The organism is Pseudoalteromonas sp. UG3-2 (assembly GCF_037120705.1).
GTDB lineage: Bacteria > Pseudomonadota > Gammaproteobacteria > Enterobacterales > Alteromonadaceae > Pseudoalteromonas.
In genome coordinates, this window is sequence record NZ_JAWLJU010000002.1 from 970536 (window position 1) to 988077 (window position 17542).

14 protein-coding genes are annotated in these 17542 nt (G+C 45.4%); 6 read left to right on the forward strand and 8 right to left on the reverse strand.

What is annotated here, in order from left to right:
* Window positions 1-23: 23 nt before the first annotated feature.
* Window positions 24-1358 (reverse strand): ankyrin repeat domain-containing protein, encoded by a 1335-nt coding sequence (locus R3P39_RS07575; RefSeq protein WP_336566671.1) that lies wholly within the window; start codon window positions 1356-1358, stop codon window positions 24-26.
* A gap of 133 nt (window positions 1359-1491) precedes the next feature.
* Here R3P39_RS07575 and R3P39_RS07580 point away from each other — a divergent pair, with 133 nt between their 5' ends.
* Window positions 1492-1710, forward strand: coding sequence for a DUF2897 family protein (locus R3P39_RS07580; RefSeq protein WP_336566672.1), 219 nt, complete (start codon window positions 1492-1494; stop codon window positions 1708-1710).
* 57 nt (window positions 1711-1767) lie between these two features.
* Here the strand turns inward: R3P39_RS07580 and R3P39_RS07585 are convergent, their stop codons facing one another.
* The 5 genes from R3P39_RS07585 to R3P39_RS07605 all read right to left on the reverse strand — a co-directional run bounded on the left by R3P39_RS07585 (window position 1768) and on the right by R3P39_RS07605 (window position 7816).
* The gene (locus R3P39_RS07585; protein ID WP_336566673.1) at window positions 1768-2925 is read right to left on the reverse strand and encodes an endonuclease/exonuclease/phosphatase family protein; all 1158 of its coding nucleotides are present in this window, start codon (window positions 2923-2925) and stop codon (window positions 1768-1770) included.
* A 172-nt stretch (window positions 2926-3097) separates the two neighbouring features.
* A complete protein-coding gene (locus R3P39_RS07590) occupies window positions 3098-4387 on the reverse strand; it encodes a Glu/Leu/Phe/Val family dehydrogenase (RefSeq protein WP_336566674.1) in 1290 nt (429 codons plus the stop codon).
* Between the two features lie 105 nt (window positions 4388-4492).
* Window positions 4493-6439: a UvrD-helicase domain-containing protein gene (locus tag R3P39_RS07595; RefSeq protein WP_336566675.1), complete on the reverse strand. Its 1947-nt coding sequence runs from the start codon at window positions 6437-6439 to the stop codon at window positions 4493-4495.
* A gap of 212 nt (window positions 6440-6651) precedes the next feature.
* Complete coding sequence (locus R3P39_RS07600; protein ID WP_336566677.1) at window positions 6652-7284, reverse strand: hypothetical protein; 633 nt, start codon at window positions 7282-7284, stop codon at window positions 6652-6654.
* An 85-nt stretch (window positions 7285-7369) separates the two neighbouring features.
* The gene (locus R3P39_RS07605; RefSeq protein ID WP_336566679.1) at window positions 7370-7816 is read right to left on the reverse strand and encodes a flavodoxin family protein; all 447 of its coding nucleotides are present in this window, start codon (window positions 7814-7816) and stop codon (window positions 7370-7372) included.
* 80 nt (window positions 7817-7896) lie between these two features.
* Between R3P39_RS07605 and soxR the strand changes: the two genes are divergently transcribed.
* Together soxR and R3P39_RS07615 are read left to right on the forward strand one after the other, a co-directional pair.
* Window positions 7897-8391 carry a redox-sensitive transcriptional activator SoxR gene (soxR, locus tag R3P39_RS07610; protein WP_336566681.1) on the forward strand — a complete coding sequence of 165 codons (495 nt, stop codon included), beginning with the start codon at window positions 7897-7899 and terminating at the stop codon, window positions 8389-8391.
* A 26-nt stretch (window positions 8392-8417) separates the two neighbouring features.
* On the forward strand, window positions 8418-10202 hold the full coding sequence (locus R3P39_RS07615; RefSeq protein WP_336566682.1) for a DUF885 domain-containing protein: 1785 nt from the start codon (window positions 8418-8420) through the stop codon (window positions 10200-10202).
* A gap of 263 nt (window positions 10203-10465) precedes the next feature.
* Here R3P39_RS07615 and R3P39_RS07620 read toward each other — a convergent pair whose 3' ends face one another.
* Window positions 10466-12625, reverse strand: a complete 2160-nt coding sequence (locus R3P39_RS07620) for a S46 family peptidase (RefSeq protein WP_336566683.1) — start codon at window positions 12623-12625, stop codon at window positions 10466-10468.
* A gap of 310 nt (window positions 12626-12935) precedes the next feature.
* Between R3P39_RS07620 and R3P39_RS07625 the strand changes: the two genes are divergently transcribed.
* The gene (locus tag R3P39_RS07625; RefSeq protein WP_336566684.1) at window positions 12936-14531 is read left to right on the forward strand and encodes an ABC-F family ATPase; all 1596 of its coding nucleotides are present in this window, start codon (window positions 12936-12938) and stop codon (window positions 14529-14531) included.
* A gap of 173 nt (window positions 14532-14704) precedes the next feature.
* Window positions 14705-14935 (forward strand): hypothetical protein, encoded by a 231-nt coding sequence (locus tag R3P39_RS07630; RefSeq protein WP_336566686.1) that lies wholly within the window; start codon window positions 14705-14707, stop codon window positions 14933-14935.
* A 153-nt stretch (window positions 14936-15088) separates the two neighbouring features.
* On the opposite strand, the gene R3P39_RS07635 is transcribed toward R3P39_RS07630, so the two are convergent.
* Window positions 15089-15862 carry a peptidylprolyl isomerase gene (locus R3P39_RS07635; RefSeq protein ID WP_336566687.1) on the reverse strand — a complete coding sequence of 258 codons (774 nt, stop codon included), beginning with the start codon at window positions 15860-15862 and terminating at the stop codon, window positions 15089-15091.
* A 312-nt stretch (window positions 15863-16174) separates the two neighbouring features.
* On the opposite strand from R3P39_RS07635, the gene R3P39_RS07640 reads away from it, so the two are divergent.
* Complete coding sequence (locus R3P39_RS07640) at window positions 16175-17428, forward strand: aromatic amino acid transport family protein (protein ID WP_336566688.1); 1254 nt, start codon at window positions 16175-16177, stop codon at window positions 17426-17428.
* Window positions 17429-17542 lie beyond the last annotated feature (114 nt).

A 17542-nucleotide genomic window follows, 5' to 3' on the forward strand; every position in this document is an offset into this window, starting at 1 on the left:
ATACGCTGCGCATTTTTATACAGTTATTGCAATGACATCACGGCCACTAACACCAAAACAGAAAATAATAACTGCACTGCAATACTCAACCACGCCAAGCAATTAACTCCTAACAACGACCATGGCGTTGCACTACTCGGGTAAAGAGGGTTACGACGTTGACGTCTGGCAAAGCTGAAAATGGCAATCGAGACCCCAGTGGTAACAAGCGTAGCAATGGTTTTATCATTGATGCTGTCGGTGAAAAACAGCAGCAATTGCAGAGGTAGTAGCACGGCTGCCAGGCCATACAGCAAGTGGACATTTTTTATTTTTTGGTACTTGGCATCACTGGACAATTCAATAATGCCACGTTCCTCAAAGGCTTGTTTGGCGCTAAGCGCTTGATTCTTCATTGCCACACGGTAAGGAGTTTGACCGTGAATATCGGCCAACATAGGATCATCACCATGGTTAAAAATCAACTCAATCATGGCCGCCGAGTTAGAGACCGCAGCATAATGCATTAAATTGCACCCTGCCTCATCAAGCTCATTCACTTCATGGCTTGGCAGCATCATTTCAACTGCACTGACAAAGCCCTTTTCTACCGCAAGCATCAATGCCGAACGCCCTTCGCTGTCTTTGGCTGTGCCTTTTGCCCCTTGGTTGACTAGGGTTAAAATGGCCGATTGTTTGGCCTGCTTTTGCGTTAACTGCAGCAACAAGGCTTGCTCTAATAACGCGCTAACCTCTTGCTCGTCTGCAATGGCGCAAAGCAGCTCATAAGTCTGCTCTCCTTCGAGTAATTTATCTGTGGCAAGCTTAGCGGTGGCGGTTTTATCCTCCATGCACTGTTCGCTCTTGGCAAGTACAGCGTTACGGATGGTTTCATCGCCATGGCACCAAAGCGTGACTAACTCGCTGGCGCTAAACTTCATCCCCACTTCCAGCAACCAAACCAAAGTGGCCTGTAACCCCTGTTTTAGCAACAACTCAACAAAGGAAACTTGCTGCTCTTGCATTTGCAGCTGAATATTAGAGTATTGACCTAAACGTTGAATTAAGGTGTTCAATAGTGTGCTATGTTCGCTGTCATTGCTGTCCATGTGCTGCAGAACACTGTTGACGTAGTGACGTTGTTTATCATCAAAATCATCTATGTGCTGGAAATAACACGCTTCGAACGGCTCCAAGGGTCGCAGCCAAGCAAGATAGAATAATGGCGGTAGTACGGTTGTCACCACCCCCTGCTCATCGGTGGTTTGTTGACAATCCGGCCATGCCTCAATGGCATCTAGAATGTATGCACCGTTTTCTTCGATTAACCCCTTCAACAGCGTGGGATACTGAGCAGGCCAAATTAACACTTGTTCCATGAATGCGCTATTATCCTCAGAATCTAAATATATGCAGCATAATTATCGCGAAATGACTAGGTGGTGAATAATACCAACTGTGACGCTAAAATGCTTCTCTATTTCGGACCATTTTTACAATTAGAGTATTGAAATGACTAATCAATTAGAAACATGGCAAGTGATCCTTATCATTGCCGGAGTATTAGGGGTGATTTGGAGCAACATCGCGCTACTGAAGTACTCGGCAAAGTTTGAGATGAAGAAAAAGGTAAAACAACAAACCGAGCCTTTTGATAAAAGTAAGCGCAACCAAGAGCAAACATCAAAAAGCGCTTCACAGCAGTCAGGTACTGACGATACTAATACCTAACTGCTGTAAGCTGAGTCGGTAACACATAGCTACTAAATGTGTTTAACCGAAGCCCAGTTAGTCTATGGTGATATCCACCCAGACTAAACGATGGTCGGAGCTGGCATGGCGGCTTTTAACCAAGCGATGCAATGGGTCTGATTGGGTTGGCCAAAATACGCCACTGTCGGCAATTTTGAGGCCGTGTTTGGACGGTAATACGTAATCGACTCGAGCTCCCCAATGGGCAGTAAAGCGACTACTGTAGTTGGCATCGCTGTGTTGCTTGCCGCCGTCACTGGTCGGTGCATTGGCAGCGTTAACCAAATCATGTTGCAGTAATTGCTCTATCACTCCTGGACGGTGTTTATCCCCTTCATCCGCGGCATTAAAGTCGCCGGCAATGACAAATCGAGTGGCATCTTTTAAGCCCCCTTTTTGACCTTTATCATCATAAATATATGCGCTAGTTGCAGGGCTCAGGTAATCGGCCATTAACCGGATTTCATCGTGATTTCGCGCGCCATTGCGATCTTCTGGGCCATCAAACACCGGTGGTGTTGGGTGCATGGCCAATAGGTGTACGACCTTATTACCAACTTGGATAGGAATATCCCAATGCGATTTAGAGCTTAACCGCAAGGCTTGCCACTCGGCGTCGCTATACCAAGGCGCTCCGGTTTCTGGCTCAGTGGTCTTAAGGTGGTTTGGCATATCTCGCCATAAAAATTGCTGCAAGGTGCGAACTTGGGTTTTATCGATTGGGAACTTAGAGAGCACCGCCATGCCATACTGGCCTTGATAAAAACCAAAGCCTTGAGCATCAGCCCCAAAGCGACTTTTTTCACCATTGTTATCAAGATCAAACTCGGTTGGCAATCCGGTGTTTACTGGGGCAATAAAATGATAAGGGTATTGTATTGGTGACTGATCTGCCTGTGATTGTTGCAAATAGTTTTTTACAAACGCGACAATCCCCTGCTCAGGTTCCGCAATATAATCAAACTCATTTAACAGCAGAATATCTGGCCGAACTCGCTGAATTATCTCTGCAATGTTTTTGATCTGAGGGTGATCACCTTGTTTTAGCAGTGTTTGTAATTTATCGGGCTCGAGTGCCTGATTTGGCTGTTGGTAGTTGCTCGCTTCCATACTGACGTTGAATGTCGCAACGCGTATTGTTTGTGCGTGGCTGAGTGAGGCGAAAAGCAGTACAGCTAAGCTAAATAATCTCATTGTAAACCTGTAAGTTAATAGCAATCCCGAAGTGGCTATTGTAATCACAATAGCAAAAAAAGCGTCAAGGTTGAGATAAGCGGCAATATGACTGCGGTACTGGTAATAATCCGTGGCAGCCCTAGCTATTCGTTAGGGCTGCCACTGTGTTTACTCACTTAGCCAAGCAACATTATTCTTGGTTGGCGAAGTACGATTGCGTACCGTGCGCTTCAAGTGCCGCTTCAAAACGTTGCAAAGCTTGCAAGTACACCGCATCTCTCAAGCCAATTTCATGCTCCTGATGCAGCGCCCAAGCCTTATCAAACGCCGACTCAATGTACTCAGCCAACTTACTCTGTACTTTTTCTTCACTCCACATTTCACCTTGGCGGTTTTGACACCACTCGAAATAGCTCACTATGACCCCACCGGCATTGGCTAAAATATCGGGTACCACAGTCACCCCTTGCTGTTGCAAAATACTATCGGCATCGGCAGCGACCGGACCGTTAGCAATTTCAACAATAAACTTCGCCGCCACCTGCTCTGCGTTATCGCTCGTTATCGCGCCTGCAAGCGCCGCTGGCACTAGCACGTCCACATTCAAGGCCAACAACTCTTCGTTGCTTAAGGTTTCATGCTCTACGGTTTCACACACCGAGCCATCACAGTACACCGCCTTTAAGGCTTTGCTGCGTTGTTTTTCTTGGTAAACACTTTCAACATCTAAGCCGTCAGGGCAATAAATCGCGCCCTTCGAGTCACTGACTGCAACCACTTTATAACCCGCTTGCTGCAGCAACTTAGCACAATGATAACCGCCGTTACCAAACCCTTGGATTGCAATGGTTTTCTCTTCACGCTGCCAATCAAACTGCTCGGCAAGCTTTTCAATCATTAAAAACGCACCGCGTCCAGTGGCCGACTCACGACCGGCACTACCGCCAAAGGTGGTTGGCTTTCCGGTGATCACCGCAGGACTTTTACGGCGAGCAATCTTTTCATATTCATCCATCATCCAACCCATTACTCGGGCATTGGTGTAAACATCGGGTGCTGGAATATCTTGCTCTGGGCCAATAAAGTCGGCATTGGCGCGAATGTAGGCTCGCGCTAAGCGTTCAAGCTCCATCGGGCTTAACGACTTAGGGTCGACCGTGACGGCGCCCTTACCGCCACCAAACGGCACATTCACCGCGGCACACTTTAAGGTCATCCACAGCGCTAAAGCTTCCACTTCACTTTGGTCTGCGTCTTGGTGAAAGCGTATTCCGCCTTTTGTCGGCCCAAGTAGGTCATTGTACTGACAGCGGTACGCCTTAAAGTAATCTAATTTGCCATTGTCGCGGCGAATAGCGATGTGACTTGAAAGCGTGCGTTGTGGATGTGCTAAGGCATGGTAGGTGGCTTCATTAATCCCTGTTTCCTCAATGATATGATGAAGGCGCTTTAATGCATCTTGTAATAAATCTGTACTCATCCTTTCCTCAGTTTTTTTACTGTGACTGTTATTGGTATGAGTGCATTAGCTAAAAAGATCAAGCGCAATGCCATAAGTGGCGAAAAATAATACCAATTCGCTTAGTTAGGCGATTTCTTGTAAAAAATAGCTGCCTTCACTGGGCTCAATCACAAAACACTGTCGTTTTGCTCGCGTTAGCGCAACATAAAATAACCGCCGCTCTTCGGCATCCGGAAACCCTCCTTTGCCCGGTAATAGAGCTTCAACTAAGGCATTCGATTGTTTTCTTGAGGGGAAGATATGCGCTTGTAAGCCCATAATAATCGTAAAATCGGCTTCCGTGCCTTTGGCAGCGTGAAAAGTGTTACTTGATAACTGCAGCTGCGGATATAAGTTGCGCCATTTTGCCATGCAACTGGCGTCGGGCAGGGCTTTGTGGTTACGGGCCAATAACATCACCGTAACCGCCCTATCACTGCGCTGCTCAATCACACCCAAAAGCTGCTGGGCTTGACTAAGGTCATCATCGCTCTGAACTTTCACAACCCCTTGGCCTTTAACGCCACTGTCGTTGGCAACAATGTGCTTTGGTATTTGCTCTGGATTACGGCACACAAATTGACTGGCGACATCGAGAATGGTTTGCGGGTAACGAAAGGTTTTATCCAAATAGCTGGTCGTCGCTTCACCAAAGTGACGGCTGAACTCTGTGGTTAAGCTAATGTCACCGCCACTAAAACGGTAAATGGCCTGCCAGTCGTCACCCACAGCGAAAAGCTGTGCTTGGGGGTTTTGCTTTAGCAAAGCTTGGAGTAATCGAGCCCGCAGCTGTGAAATATCCTGAAACTCATCCACCAAAATCATTCGCCATGGCGAGCTGAAACGCTTGGTTTCTACGTAATGAATGGCTCGCTGTAGCATATCCTCAAAGTCGATACTGTTTTCATTGCTTAAGAACAATTGATATTCCGCAAGAAGTGGAAAAATCACCGCCATGCTGTCGCTGTACTGGGGTAAGAGCTTGTCGATATTACCAAGAAACTGCGCTTGCTTTACCAGCGGCAGAAGCTGGCACAACAACTTAATGGCTTTCGCTTCACTGCCAATGCCGCGTTGCTGATAGAAACGTTGCCAGTCGCGGGCAAACTCATTTTCTTGCTGTAGGCTCAAAAGCGACTCTTGAATAAACTGATTGAGCTGGCTTTGACTGGTGGCAAGAGTTGAAATCGTGGGCTTTTGCCCTTCTACGTGTTCAATAATCGACAGCGACAAAGCATGAAAAGTGGCGCAAGTCAGTGCACCTGCCAATGGTTGGCAGCGCTGGCGCATTTCATCTGCTGCATCGTTGCCATAGGCTAGTAATAAGATTTCATCGCCTTTAAATAACTGTCGATGGAGTAGATAGGCCACCTTAGCTTTAATGACACTGGTTTTTCCGGTACCAGCTCCCGCTAACAGTAATTGTCGATCGTCTTGAATGATACACGCTTTAGTCTGAGCTAACGTCAAAGGCTGGGCCTCGGTTTGAGCAAAAAACGCCTGATCATGATGCAGATAATAGTCCACAAAGGCAGCTTTAAACTCGTTGATATCCTGACTTGTCCATGTGGCAATTTCAGCCACCACCGCCAGCGCTTGGCGCGTGGGTTCACCCAACAGCGAAACAGGAATATGCTGCCAGCCCTGCCATAATTGCTGACAACTTGCACGAAATGTATTTAATAAACTGGCACTGAGGTAATGATGCTTAAGCTGTTGCTGTGCCAAGGTTGCCGTTTTTACCATGCGCTCACTGTGTGTGTTCAACCACAGCTTATGCAACTGGGTAGACGTCGCCGGCATATTTTTAGGCTTCACTTTCACACTGACTTGGCCACTGTCCACCGTTAGGGTGAGTACGCCATACCAACGGCCATGTTGATAACATGGCGGCTTTGTCATAGCAGCAAACAAGCCACTTTGTACTTTGCTTGCCTGCCTAATAAACAGTCCTTGTTGCGTGCATTTTATTTCCCGCACGGCGTCAAACAGACGACTTAAAATATGGGGTTCTATCAAGAGGTTAATCAAACTGCATTGCTTGGTAGCGCTATGCTACCACGGAACGAATTGAAAACAGTACAGCAAAACTAAATTGCCACAATGAAAGTCATTGAGCTGATTACTTTTTCCCTGCTTCGCGCGTTGTGTACGCTGTTCTTATTTCGCCTTAGCGATAGTATTAAATACTGGTGGCGGAATTGAGAAACGCGTAACCAACTCATTTGGCCAAATTATCCTTATTATTGCGCCAGACCATTCTCCCTTATTGCTGCAGTAAAAGCGTGCTGGAGTTTGTCATGCTCAAGCTCTAAATCGGTTTCTGTTAACTCGCCTTTTAGCCAACGCAGCTCTAATGCCAATGTTTCGAGCATTTGTTTTTGAATAAACACCGCCATTTCGGGTTTGGTGCTTGCCGAGCGCTTGAGGTTTATAATTTGACCATTAAGCATTTCCAAGGTTGGCTGGCTGAGCATTTTACTCACCAGTGTTTGGGTAACAAAACGCTCAATATAATGCGGGTATGGCAAGGGGTTTTTATCATAAAACTCTTTAACCTCTTGCTCTGCCTGTTGTTCACTCTGTGCTTCTTGTTTGAGGTTGTTAGCGAAATCAATCAACTTTTCTCCATATTCCCGGGTTTCGCTAATACTGGTTGTGGCTGCGCCAATTAATTTCATTACATCACGCCGCTCTTTGTTGTCTTCTTCAAAGTTAGTAATGGCAATGGCAAGCAATACCCCAACTAAGGTAGCTAACATGGTGGTGATAAAATTCACTCCAAGCTCGTTGCGATTTGCCCACGGGCGCAGGGCAGGCAAAAAGGTGATCACACCAAGCAGAGAAATAATGATAGTGGCAATAAGGTAAGTCATGAAGGGTTCACTTCCATGTTGTTGATATCATCCTCTGATTGTAAATCGTTTTTATAAAACAACAAGCATTTCAATTAGTTCAAGCTTAAGAGTAACAAAAATGGTGTTGCTCTTTTAACGACATGCCTAAATATTCAAAAGTCCCTGTCAGCATCTGGGTAAACGCCCTTGGCACTTCTTTTTGGTTAGAAGTCGAGAGCAAGGAAAACTGCTTGTCACGCAGTGCTCTGAGCTCAGGTTGCAGACTTTCAATATCCATAAAGTCGGTGATCCTATCAATAAACGCTTTCATTCTTGGTGTTACCGCGTACCAATAAACAGGCGAGGCGAAAACGATATGATCAAAGCTCAGTATCCAGCGGAACAAATTAATAAAATCGTCTCCCGAATTAGAATGCTGATAACAATATTCGCCAATATTATACCTATCTAAATAAATCAGCTGAGCTCCATATTGCTGTGCGATCTTAGTAGCGGATTGAAAGGTGTTCCCTGTTGGGTTAGCGCTAGAATAAATAACAATGGTTTTCATAAAGGGTAATTTCCGATTGTGTTGTTATGAAGTTAGGTGCTACTTTAAAACCTCACCTTAACTTGAGGTAAAGTGCCAAAATGGAAGAAAACAAAAAAACTCCCGAAGAACCCAAATTGAGTGTCGGTAAGGTGGCTGCGCGAGCGGATGTTGCGGTGTCGACTTTGCATTTTTATGAGAGCAAAGGCCTGATCCGCAGTTGGCGTAATAATGGTAATCAACGGCGTTATAAAAAAGATGTTTTAAGGCGGATAGCCATTATTAAAGCAGGCCAGAAAATGGGGGTCACTCTGGCTGAAATCAAAGACACTCTCGACACGCTGCCTGAGGCAAGAACGCCCAATAAAGCCGACTGGACAAGGCTGTCTAAAGCGTGGCAAGCCAAGTTAGACGAAAAAATTGCCTACATGCAGCGCCTCAGAACGCTGGTTGATGGTTGTATTGGCTGCGGCTGTCTGTCGATGAAATCGTGCCCTATTTATAACCCTGATGACATTGTTGCCAATGAAGCCAGCGGAGCCGTGATACTCGACCAACCGGAAAAAGCCAATAAGGCAAAAAATTTGGTATCATAATTGAAACCCAAAACAAGGACACAATAATGAAAAAAACCGCTTTATGTATGGCATTGGCCATGGCGATGGGCCTAACAGGTTGCTCGCTCTCCCCTGCCAATAGCCAAGACGCCGCTGCCCAAGCTTCCGTTGCAATGACACCCAGTGCACAGTTCTCGCAGTTTTCAGAGCAATTTATTGCGGCATTGTGGCAACAATACCCAGAGGCTTCTTTATGGGCCGGTTACGGTAAATACGACGATATTATTACTATCCCTAATCAAGCCGCACGCACTGCCAGTGTGGCATTTTCCAAAGCTTGGTTAGCCAAATTGGCCGCATTCGATATTGAACAGCTAAGCGACAACCAAAAGATTGATTATCACCTCATTGAAAACCGTTTAAAGCGTGATATTTGGCACACCGAAACCTTTAAAAGCTGGCAGTGGAACCCTGCAAATTATAACGTTTCATACGGTTTTGCGACGATTTTAAACAGCCGTTTCAAAAGCGATGACGAAAAGCTGAAACTGGTTTTAGAAAGACTGAAATACGTACCCGACTATTATCAAGCTGCGCAAGAGAATATCGACACCCCAACCATTGAATATACCCAACTGGCCATCGCCCAAAACCAAGGTGCATTCAGTGTGTTAAACGATGAGCTGTTAGAAAAGCTCGCCACATCGTTGTTAACCGCTGAAGAAAAGACCTTGTTTAAGCAACGCTTTGCCGCCGCAAAATCGGCCATCAATGGTTATGTCAGCTTTTTAACCAACCTTGAAAAAGAACTGGCAGAAAATGGCAATGCAAGGTCATTTAGAATTGGTGAAGAACTTTATGAGCAGAAGTTTGCTTTCGATATTCAATCGGGCTACAGCGCCAAACAAATGTATCAAAAAGCGCTGGAAGACAAAGCCCGTGTTACCGCGGAAATGGTTAAAATTACCGATTCACTATGGCCTAAATACTTTGCTGATACCCCACGCCCAGAGTCGGATCGCGACGCCATTGCCAAACTGATTAAACACTTGTCGGTAAAGCACGTTAAACGCGAAAACTTTGTCAGTGAGATAAAACGCCAAATCCCTGAACTCGAAAAATTTGTCATTGAAAACGACCTCATTACTCTGGACCCAGAAAAGCCACTGGTAGTGAGAGAAACTCCCGAGTACATGCGTGGTTTTGCGGGTGCTTCCATCAGTGCGCCAGGTCCGTATGACAAAAAGGAAAATACCTACTACAACGTTTCACCACTGGATGGCATGAGCGATGAGCAAGCCGAATCCTACCTGCGTGAATACAACCATTGGATCTTACAGATCTTAAACATTCATGAAGCTATCCCAGGTCATTACACCCAGCTGGTATACGCAAATGAATCGCCCTCACTGGTGAAAAGTATCCTCAGTAATGGCGCGATGATCGAAGGCTGGGCGGTATATACCGAGCGTATGATGCTGGAGCAAGGCTATGGTAATTTTGAGCCCGAAATGTGGCTTATGTATTACAAATGGAACCTACGAGTGATTTGTAACACCATTTTAGACTATGCCATTCAAGTGAAAGGGATCAGTCGCGAAGAGGGCCTCGATTTGTTAATGAATGGCGCTTTCCAAGAGCGCGCAGAGGCTGAAGGCAAGTGGCGCCGTGCAACCTTAAGCCAAGTTCAGCTCACCAGTTATTACTCAGGTTATCGTGAAATTTACGATTTCCGAGAAGCACAAAAGCAAAAGCTAGGTGATGATTTTGACCTCAAAGCCTTCCATGAAGAGTTCCTAAGTTTCGGCAGCGCGCCGGTCAAATACATTCGCCAACTAATGAGCAAATAACAATAACAATGCCAAAAGCATAACCATCTGCCACTCCCACACCATTGTGTGGGAGTTTTCCAGCAGGAAAAGTGCTTTTCATCTGCGAAACCTCAAACTATATCAACCCGCATTCATACTGGCTCAATTTGAGGGAGTAAACTTAGCTCTAACTTTGTTAACGACAAAATATACTTGCCTCAAATAGACCACTTAGTTAAACAAATGACTATAAAAATGCCGACAGGGTTGTCGGCATTTTGGACTAATCAAATTTACTTTGATTATTTCACAATGTTCATTTCATCAAGCAAGTTTTGAGCATTATCCACTTTGTCCATCACCCACAGCATATAGCGCGAGTCGACATGGATTGAGCGGTTTAGGTTTTTATCATAATCCCAGTCGCCGATGATGCTTTCATACACGCCATCAAACAATAAACCGACCAACTCCGCTTTACCATTAAGGGTTGGTGAGCCGGAGTTACCGCCGGTGGTATCCACATTCGATAGGAAGTTAACTGGTACTGTGTTCATGCCGCCGGTGTATTCGCCATACTCTTTATTGCGAATAAGCTGTTGCTGCTTTTTCGGTGCATTAAATGGCTCAGCGTCGGTATTTTTTGCCAGCAAGCCCTCTAAAGAAGTAAATGGCGTTGCCTGCATGCCGTCTTGCGGCGAGTAACCCTGCACGGTACCGTAGGTCACACGCAAAGTGCTATTGGCATCAGCATACACAGGTTTGCCTTGCGACTTATTAAAAGCGATGATGGCTTCCATTAAAGCTGGACGCGCCGATTGCTGCTTACCAGCCAGTTCCTTTTCTTGGTCTTCAATGCGCTTCATAACAGGATATACTGCCTTAGCGTATTGAATAAATGGATCGGCACTTTGGTTTAATTGTTCCAGCTCAACATCCATCATCCAAAGGCGTGCTTTTTCATCCGCAAGCTTGGAATTGGCGTACATTTCATCAAGTAATGCTTGCTGCTGTGCTTTATTAAAACCATTTTCAAGCTGCAGTTGCTTGTCCACTTCAGCTAAACGTTCCGATTTCGGTAAAGCAGCATATTGCTCAATAAAGTGCAACATAATGGCTTTATCTACGGCTTCATCATAACGGCGTGACATACGCTTTAAGCGTGCTTCAATTTTTGGTAAGTCTCGAGTTTGATAGCCACTTTCACGTTCCGCGTCCGGCTTTTGTTGCTCAACAGCTAAACGATAAAGCATTCTTGCTGTGGACATCATCTGCGAACGATGAATATATCCAACCATCATGTCGCGCTTATAATGCTGCTGCGATTCAGCAACCAGATCGCGCAGTTGTGATAATACCTCGCCGTATTTTTGTTGTCGCGCTTCATCGGCATTAATCCATGCCAACAAGTCTTGTTCAAACTGCTTTTTACGCTCAAACATGTCGCCTTTTTGGAAGCTTTCAATCATCGAGCCAAAGTTTTTAATGTAGTTGTTATACCCGGCAATGGTGCTTTCATAAGCAATACGGGCTTGCGAGCCCTGTGGCGCGTTTTCTTCAATCAAGGCAACATACTTGCTGTTATGCTTGCGTACCATGGGGTAAACCGTATTAAACACATAATCGACTTCAGAAGCGATGCGGTAACGGTTAGTACGACCTGGGTAGCCTGTCACCATGACAAAGTCCCCTTCTTGCACGCCCTTAGCGCTAACACTTAAAAACGACTCAGGTGAATAAGGGACATTGTCTTCAGCGTATTCAGCAGGCTGACCATCTTTACCGACATAAGCACGGTAAAAAGCAAAATCACCGGTGTGACGCGGCCACATCCAGTTATCGATATCGCCACCGTATTTACCTACGCCCATCGCTGGTGTGTACGCTAAGCGCACGTCTTTTATTTCCAACGATTTAATTAGGTAATATTCTAACCCGCCATGAAACGTATAAACATTACAGCGATAGCGCTCATCTTGCTCACATTCAGAAACTAAGGCCTTGCGCTTGCTATCAATGGCGTCAAAACGCGCTTTCCCCGCCAGTGAGGCTGTCCCTTCATTAACTTGCTCAGTGACGTTATTGACTTCTTTTGTCACATATATTCGTGAACCAGGTGCCGCTGGTAAATCTTCGCTTGGAGTTTTAGCTAAAAAACCATTTTCTAAAATATTGTTTTCTGTGGTTGAGTTGTACTGGATAGACCCATATGCACAATGATGGTTAGTCACCACCAGGCCTTTGGGCGAAACAAAAGAAGCGGTACAACCACCGAGACTAATTACTGCGTTCATCGGGAACTCGGTCAGTTTTGAAATGGACTCAGGATCGATTTCCAAGCCTTTTGCTTTAAGTACAGACTCAAGTTGAGGTAATTGATGTGGCTGCCACATCCCCTCATCGGCACTTACAAACGATGAGCAGGCCAACACCATGGCCGTGGAGATAGCTTTAAAGCGCATATTTCCTTCCTATTATTAATTGTTCGTCTTTACCACCTGCATTGCTTATGATGGTGGTTGCTTGCCAAAAAGATTGTGGCAAATGCTGACATTATTATTTTATTCAACCGTGATAATATCACCTTAAATTGACTCTGTTAGCAACTAAAATCGCTGAAGTTTATAAACCAATGTAAATATCACCACAGCTAAAGGCCTAATTTAAGCTCATTTTGCAGTGCAAAACCGCGCTAAAAGAACAGCAATTTTTACATCATTTATTCTGCATAAATGTTAGGATCGCGGCAATTTTCAGTAATGAGTCGAATTTATGCTTTCGTGTAATAACATCACCATGCAATTTGGTGCCAAACCCTTGTTTGAAAATATCTCTGTTAAGTTTGGAGATGGCAACCGTTATGGTCTGATTGGCGCTAATGGCTGTGGTAAATCCACCTTTATGAAGATCTTGAGCAAAGAGCTCGAGCCCAGCGCCGGTAACGTCAACTACGACCCCAATGAACGCATTGCCAAGCTAAACCAGGATCAGTTTGCCTATGAGCAATACTCAGTGGTTGATACCGTGATCATGGGCCACAGTGAGCTGTGGGAAGTTAAACAAGAGCGTGACCGCATTTACTCATTGCCTGAAATGAGTGAAGAAGAAGGCATGAAAGTGGCCGACTTAGAAACTCAGTTTGCTGAAATGGATGGTTATTCAGCAGAAGCAAAAGCCGGTGAATTACTGCTAGGTGTGGGTATTCCAACCGAGCAACACTTTGGCCCTATGTCTGAAATCGCCCCAGGTTGGAAGTTACGTGTGCTGCTCGCTCAGGTCCTGTTTGCCGAGCCAGATATCATGCTTCTGGACGAACCGACCAACAACTTGGACATTTACACCATCAAATGGTTAGAAGATGTGCTTAATCAGCGCGACTGCACCATGATCATTATTTCCCACGACCGTCACTTCTTAAACTCAGTTTGTACCCATATGGCGGATATCGATTACGGTGAGCTGAATGTTTACCCTGGTAACTATGATGAATACATGTTTGCTGCCACGCAAGCGCGCGAACGCTTATTAGCAGACAACGCCAAGAAAAAAGCACAAATCGCCGAGCTGCAACAGTTTGTATCGCGCTTCTCAGCCAACGCCTCGAAAGCCAAGCAAGCCACTTCACGGGCTAAGCAAATTGATAAAATTCAGTTAAATGAAGTCAAAGCGTCAAGCCGCCAAAACCCATTTATTCGCTTTGAGCAAGAAAAGCCGTTGTTTCGAAATGCCCTCGAAATTGACGCCTTATCACAAGGCTATGACGAAACTTTATTCAATAACTTAAATGCCTTGGTCGAAGTCGGTGAAAAAGTCGCTATCATCGGTGAAAATGGCGTGGGTAAAACCACCCTACTGAACACCCTAGCTGGACGCAAAGACCCACAAGCCGGTCACTACAAGTGGTCAGAAAATGCCAATATTGGTTACTACGCTCAGGACCATGCTGATGAATTTGAGCAAGACATGGACTTGTTTAAATGGATGGAACAGTGGCAACAACCGGGCGACGATGAACAAGTGGTACGCGGCTTCCTTGGTCGCATGCTGTTCTCACAAAACGACATTAAAAAGTCAGTTAAGGTCATCTCTGGTGGTGAACAAGGCCGCATGCTGTTTGGTAAAATCATGATGCACAAGCCCAATATTCTGCTGATGGATGAGCCAACCAACCACATGGACATGGAGTCCATCGAGTCATTAAACTTAGCGCTTGAACAATTCGAGGGCACCTTGTTCTTCGTTTCTCATGACCGCCAGTTTGTTTCATCCCTTGCAACCCGTATTTGGGAAATCAAAGACGGCAAAATCATCGACTTCCAAGGTACTTACGACGAGTATTTAGCGAAAAAAGAAGCTGAAGAGTTGTAAGCCTTAGCGTTTGGTGGCAGCGGATCCGTGCGCTGCTACCAACCCATTGTTGCGATTAGTAAAATACATCGAATTCATTCTTTTCCTCGAAAATTCTGATTAAAAAGTAGACTACTTGAAATTTGGTTGTTAGGCTAGGCCCTGAGTTTTGACACTAACAAGAGGATTCAGCAATGGAACGGTTACAGAACATGTATTCGATCATGCTGCTTTCGAAGCTTAAAGCAAACTTTCCCCAACCCTGTGAGCTCAGTGAGCAATCCTTAGCCATTCCTCACACCCAACAAGATCACTTCGAAGACGTCATTAACACCCATCTCAGCCAAGGTTTAATTGAACAAGTTCAACCTAGTCATTATACCCTTACGAATAAAGCACTTGGGATGTTTGGCGACTCAGAGTAATAATCTTAGTTAGCTAACCAGTACAGCAATTATACATTTGGCAGCAAGCGCTCGCCCTCCTGCTGTCGAATCAGAATTGATATAAAAAAAGCGCACCGAAGTGCGCTTTCAAGTTATTAACCCGAATAACAGGTTAACTAGGGACTGTTAGCATCAGACTTTTCTGCGTCTAAAGCCTAATAAACCAGCTAATAACGCCAGCGTACCAAACATAGAACCACCCGATGAACCATCATCATTATTACTGTTATCATTGTCATCCGGATCAGGTTGTTGATCGATTAAGGTGTTGGCCACTGGATCTAAATCTTGCGCGGTATTGGCCGCATCATCAATAATTACCACGCTGTTGATGGTGACAAAATTCGCAGCTCCAGGTTCGCTGCTGCTGTCTTTACACTGCTCATCAGTATAATCGACCAGCGGCACATTGCCACATCGTGGCACCTCTGAAATTGCCTCCAGCACCGCCATGCCATCACCCATTACTTGGCCAAACACAGTAAAGCCGCCATTGCTGACATCTAAATTCGCGCTGTTGTCAACGAGATTAAAGAACCATTGGCTGGTGGCGCTATCAGGGCGACCTTCTACCTTTGCCATGGCAATCGTGCCAGCTACATTTGACCACTTTGGCTCATTGGCAACTGGGTCAAAGGTTTCAATGGGTGTCAATGGGATCTCGCCATCGTATTTAAAGCCACCGGCTTGCACCACAAACTCAGGAATAACGCGATGGACAACACTCTCTTTGTATCTCTCTTGCTGCACATATTGCAAGAAATTATCGACAGTCTGCGGTGTAGACTCGTCGAACAGATTGACTTGAAAGCTACCATGGGTGGTTTGGAACTCCACAATGGTGGCATTGGCTGCGCAGCTAGCGAATACAGACGTCGCCAGTAAAAAGGCCTTTAACTTAAACATACTTCATCCAGTTCGTTGTTTTATTTATATTTGCAGTACAGCATAAAGGCATTCTCTCAGCGCTACCAGCAAATGCGCACTGAGCGTAACATTTAAAAACATTTCCCTTGATAACCTTTACAGCCAAAAAAAGCTCAACAATCTCCGGCAATAGCCAAGCTGTTTAAAATCCAGCCACACCCGCGCAACTTTCAATCAAATAATTACATTTCATCGCATAACTGCTCGGAGTAGACCGTTTATACATGCAACATTTAGTCATTTTTTATATGATGCGCCCGATTATAATTCAAAATCCAGGACAACAAGTATATGAGTAACCCTTCACAAGCAACGATGGAGATCCCCAGCCGCACCAGCAGCTGGACTAAGCATGACACCCATTGGGTGCTGAGCTTATTTGGTACCGCAGTGGGTGCCGGTATTCTATTTTTGCCGATTAATATTGGTATTGGTGGCTTTTGGCCATTGATCATCATGACGCTGCTGGCATTTCCAATGACTTATTTAGCGCACCGCGGTTTGGCCCGTTTTGTGCTGTCTTCAAAGCGCGATGATGCCGACTTTACCGATGTCGTAGAAGAACACTTTGGCGCCACCGCAGGACGACTCATTTCGCTGCTGTACTTCTTTTCTATTTTCCCAATCTTGCTCATTTATGGTGTTGGTTTAACCAATACCGTAGACAGCTTTATCGTTAACCAATTAGAACTAAGCTCGCCACCTCGAGTGGTGTTATCGGGCATTTTAGTGGCCGGTATGATTGCCATTATGCTTGGCGGTGAAAAACTGCTGCTGCGCGCTTTTGCCGTATTAGTATACCCTTTGGTGGCGGTATTACTGTTTTTATCACTTTACCTAGTACCGAACTGGCAAATGCCCACTATCACTACACCTGATGCCGGGCAGTTAACAGAGCTGCTGTGGTTATCGGTACCGATTGTGGTGTTCTCATTTAGCCATGCCGCAGCGATTTCAAGTTTTGCTAACGTCCAACGTCGTCACTACAAAAGTGAGGCAGTAGTAAAATCAGAAGCCATTTTGCGCAATACATCCATGATGCTGATTTTATTTGTATTACTGTTTGTATTCTCGTGTGTGCTATCGCTCACGCCTGAGCAAATGAATGCCGCAAAAGACGCCAACGTGTCAGTGTTGTCGTACTTGGCCAATGTCTACAATAATCCATTTATTGCCACCCTTGGGCCATTAGTTGCCTTTATTGCCATTACTTCGTCCTTCTTAGGTCACTTTTTAGGTGCCCGTGAGAGCTTCAATGGCCTAGCCACCAAACAGACTAAGCTGTCATTAGCCGCCGCCGACAAACTTGGCATTGCTTTCATGTTTGTGGCCATTTGGGCATGTGCCGTAGTTAACCCAAGTATTTTAGATATGATGGGCGCCATTTCTGGGCCAATCATCGCCATGATTTTATTTATCATGCCCACCATTGCCGTGTTTAAAATACCCGCACTCAAACAGTACAAAGGCCATTTAAGCACTTATTTTGTGCTGATTGTTGGTCTATTAGCGGTATCGGCTTTGCTCTACAATATGCTGGGTTAAACCGCATTCCCCTGTGTGCAGGTGCCCCGTGCTCCTGCACACTCTCCGCATCACTTCGAATGGCAGCAACGCTGATTTTATGGTAGTTTTCCATGTCCAACAGCAAGCCAGCAA

Coding starts and splice junctions, on each gene's coding strand:
- R3P39_RS07575 (WP_336566671.1), bottom strand. CDS start 1,358: ATGGAACAAGTGTTAATTTGGCCTGCTCAGTATCCCACGCTGTTGAAG.
- R3P39_RS07580 (WP_336566672.1), top strand. CDS start 1,492: ATGACTAATCAATTAGAAACATGGCAAGTGATCCTTATCATTGCCGGA.
- R3P39_RS07585 (WP_336566673.1), bottom strand. CDS start 2,925: ATGAGATTATTTAGCTTAGCTGTACTGCTTTTCGCCTCACTCAGCCAC.
- R3P39_RS07590 (WP_336566674.1), bottom strand. CDS start 4,387: ATGAGTACAGATTTATTACAAGATGCATTAAAGCGCCTTCATCATATC.
- R3P39_RS07600 (WP_336566677.1), bottom strand. CDS start 7,284: ATGACTTACCTTATTGCCACTATCATTATTTCTCTGCTTGGTGTGATC.
- R3P39_RS07605 (WP_336566679.1), bottom strand. CDS start 7,816: ATGAAAACCATTGTTATTTATTCTAGCGCTAACCCAACAGGGAACACC.
- soxR (WP_336566681.1), top strand. CDS start 7,897: ATGGAAGAAAACAAAAAAACTCCCGAAGAACCCAAATTGAGTGTCGGT.
- R3P39_RS07615 (WP_336566682.1), top strand. CDS start 8,418: ATGAAAAAAACCGCTTTATGTATGGCATTGGCCATGGCGATGGGCCTA.
- R3P39_RS07620 (WP_336566683.1), bottom strand. CDS start 12,625: ATGCGCTTTAAAGCTATCTCCACGGCCATGGTGTTGGCCTGCTCATCG.
- R3P39_RS07625 (WP_336566684.1), top strand. CDS start 12,936: ATGCTTTCGTGTAATAACATCACCATGCAATTTGGTGCCAAACCCTTG.
- R3P39_RS07630 (WP_336566686.1), top strand. CDS start 14,705: ATGGAACGGTTACAGAACATGTATTCGATCATGCTGCTTTCGAAGCTT.
- R3P39_RS07635 (WP_336566687.1), bottom strand. CDS start 15,862: ATGTTTAAGTTAAAGGCCTTTTTACTGGCGACGTCTGTATTCGCTAGC.
- R3P39_RS07640 (WP_336566688.1), top strand. CDS start 16,175: ATGAGTAACCCTTCACAAGCAACGATGGAGATCCCCAGCCGCACCAGC.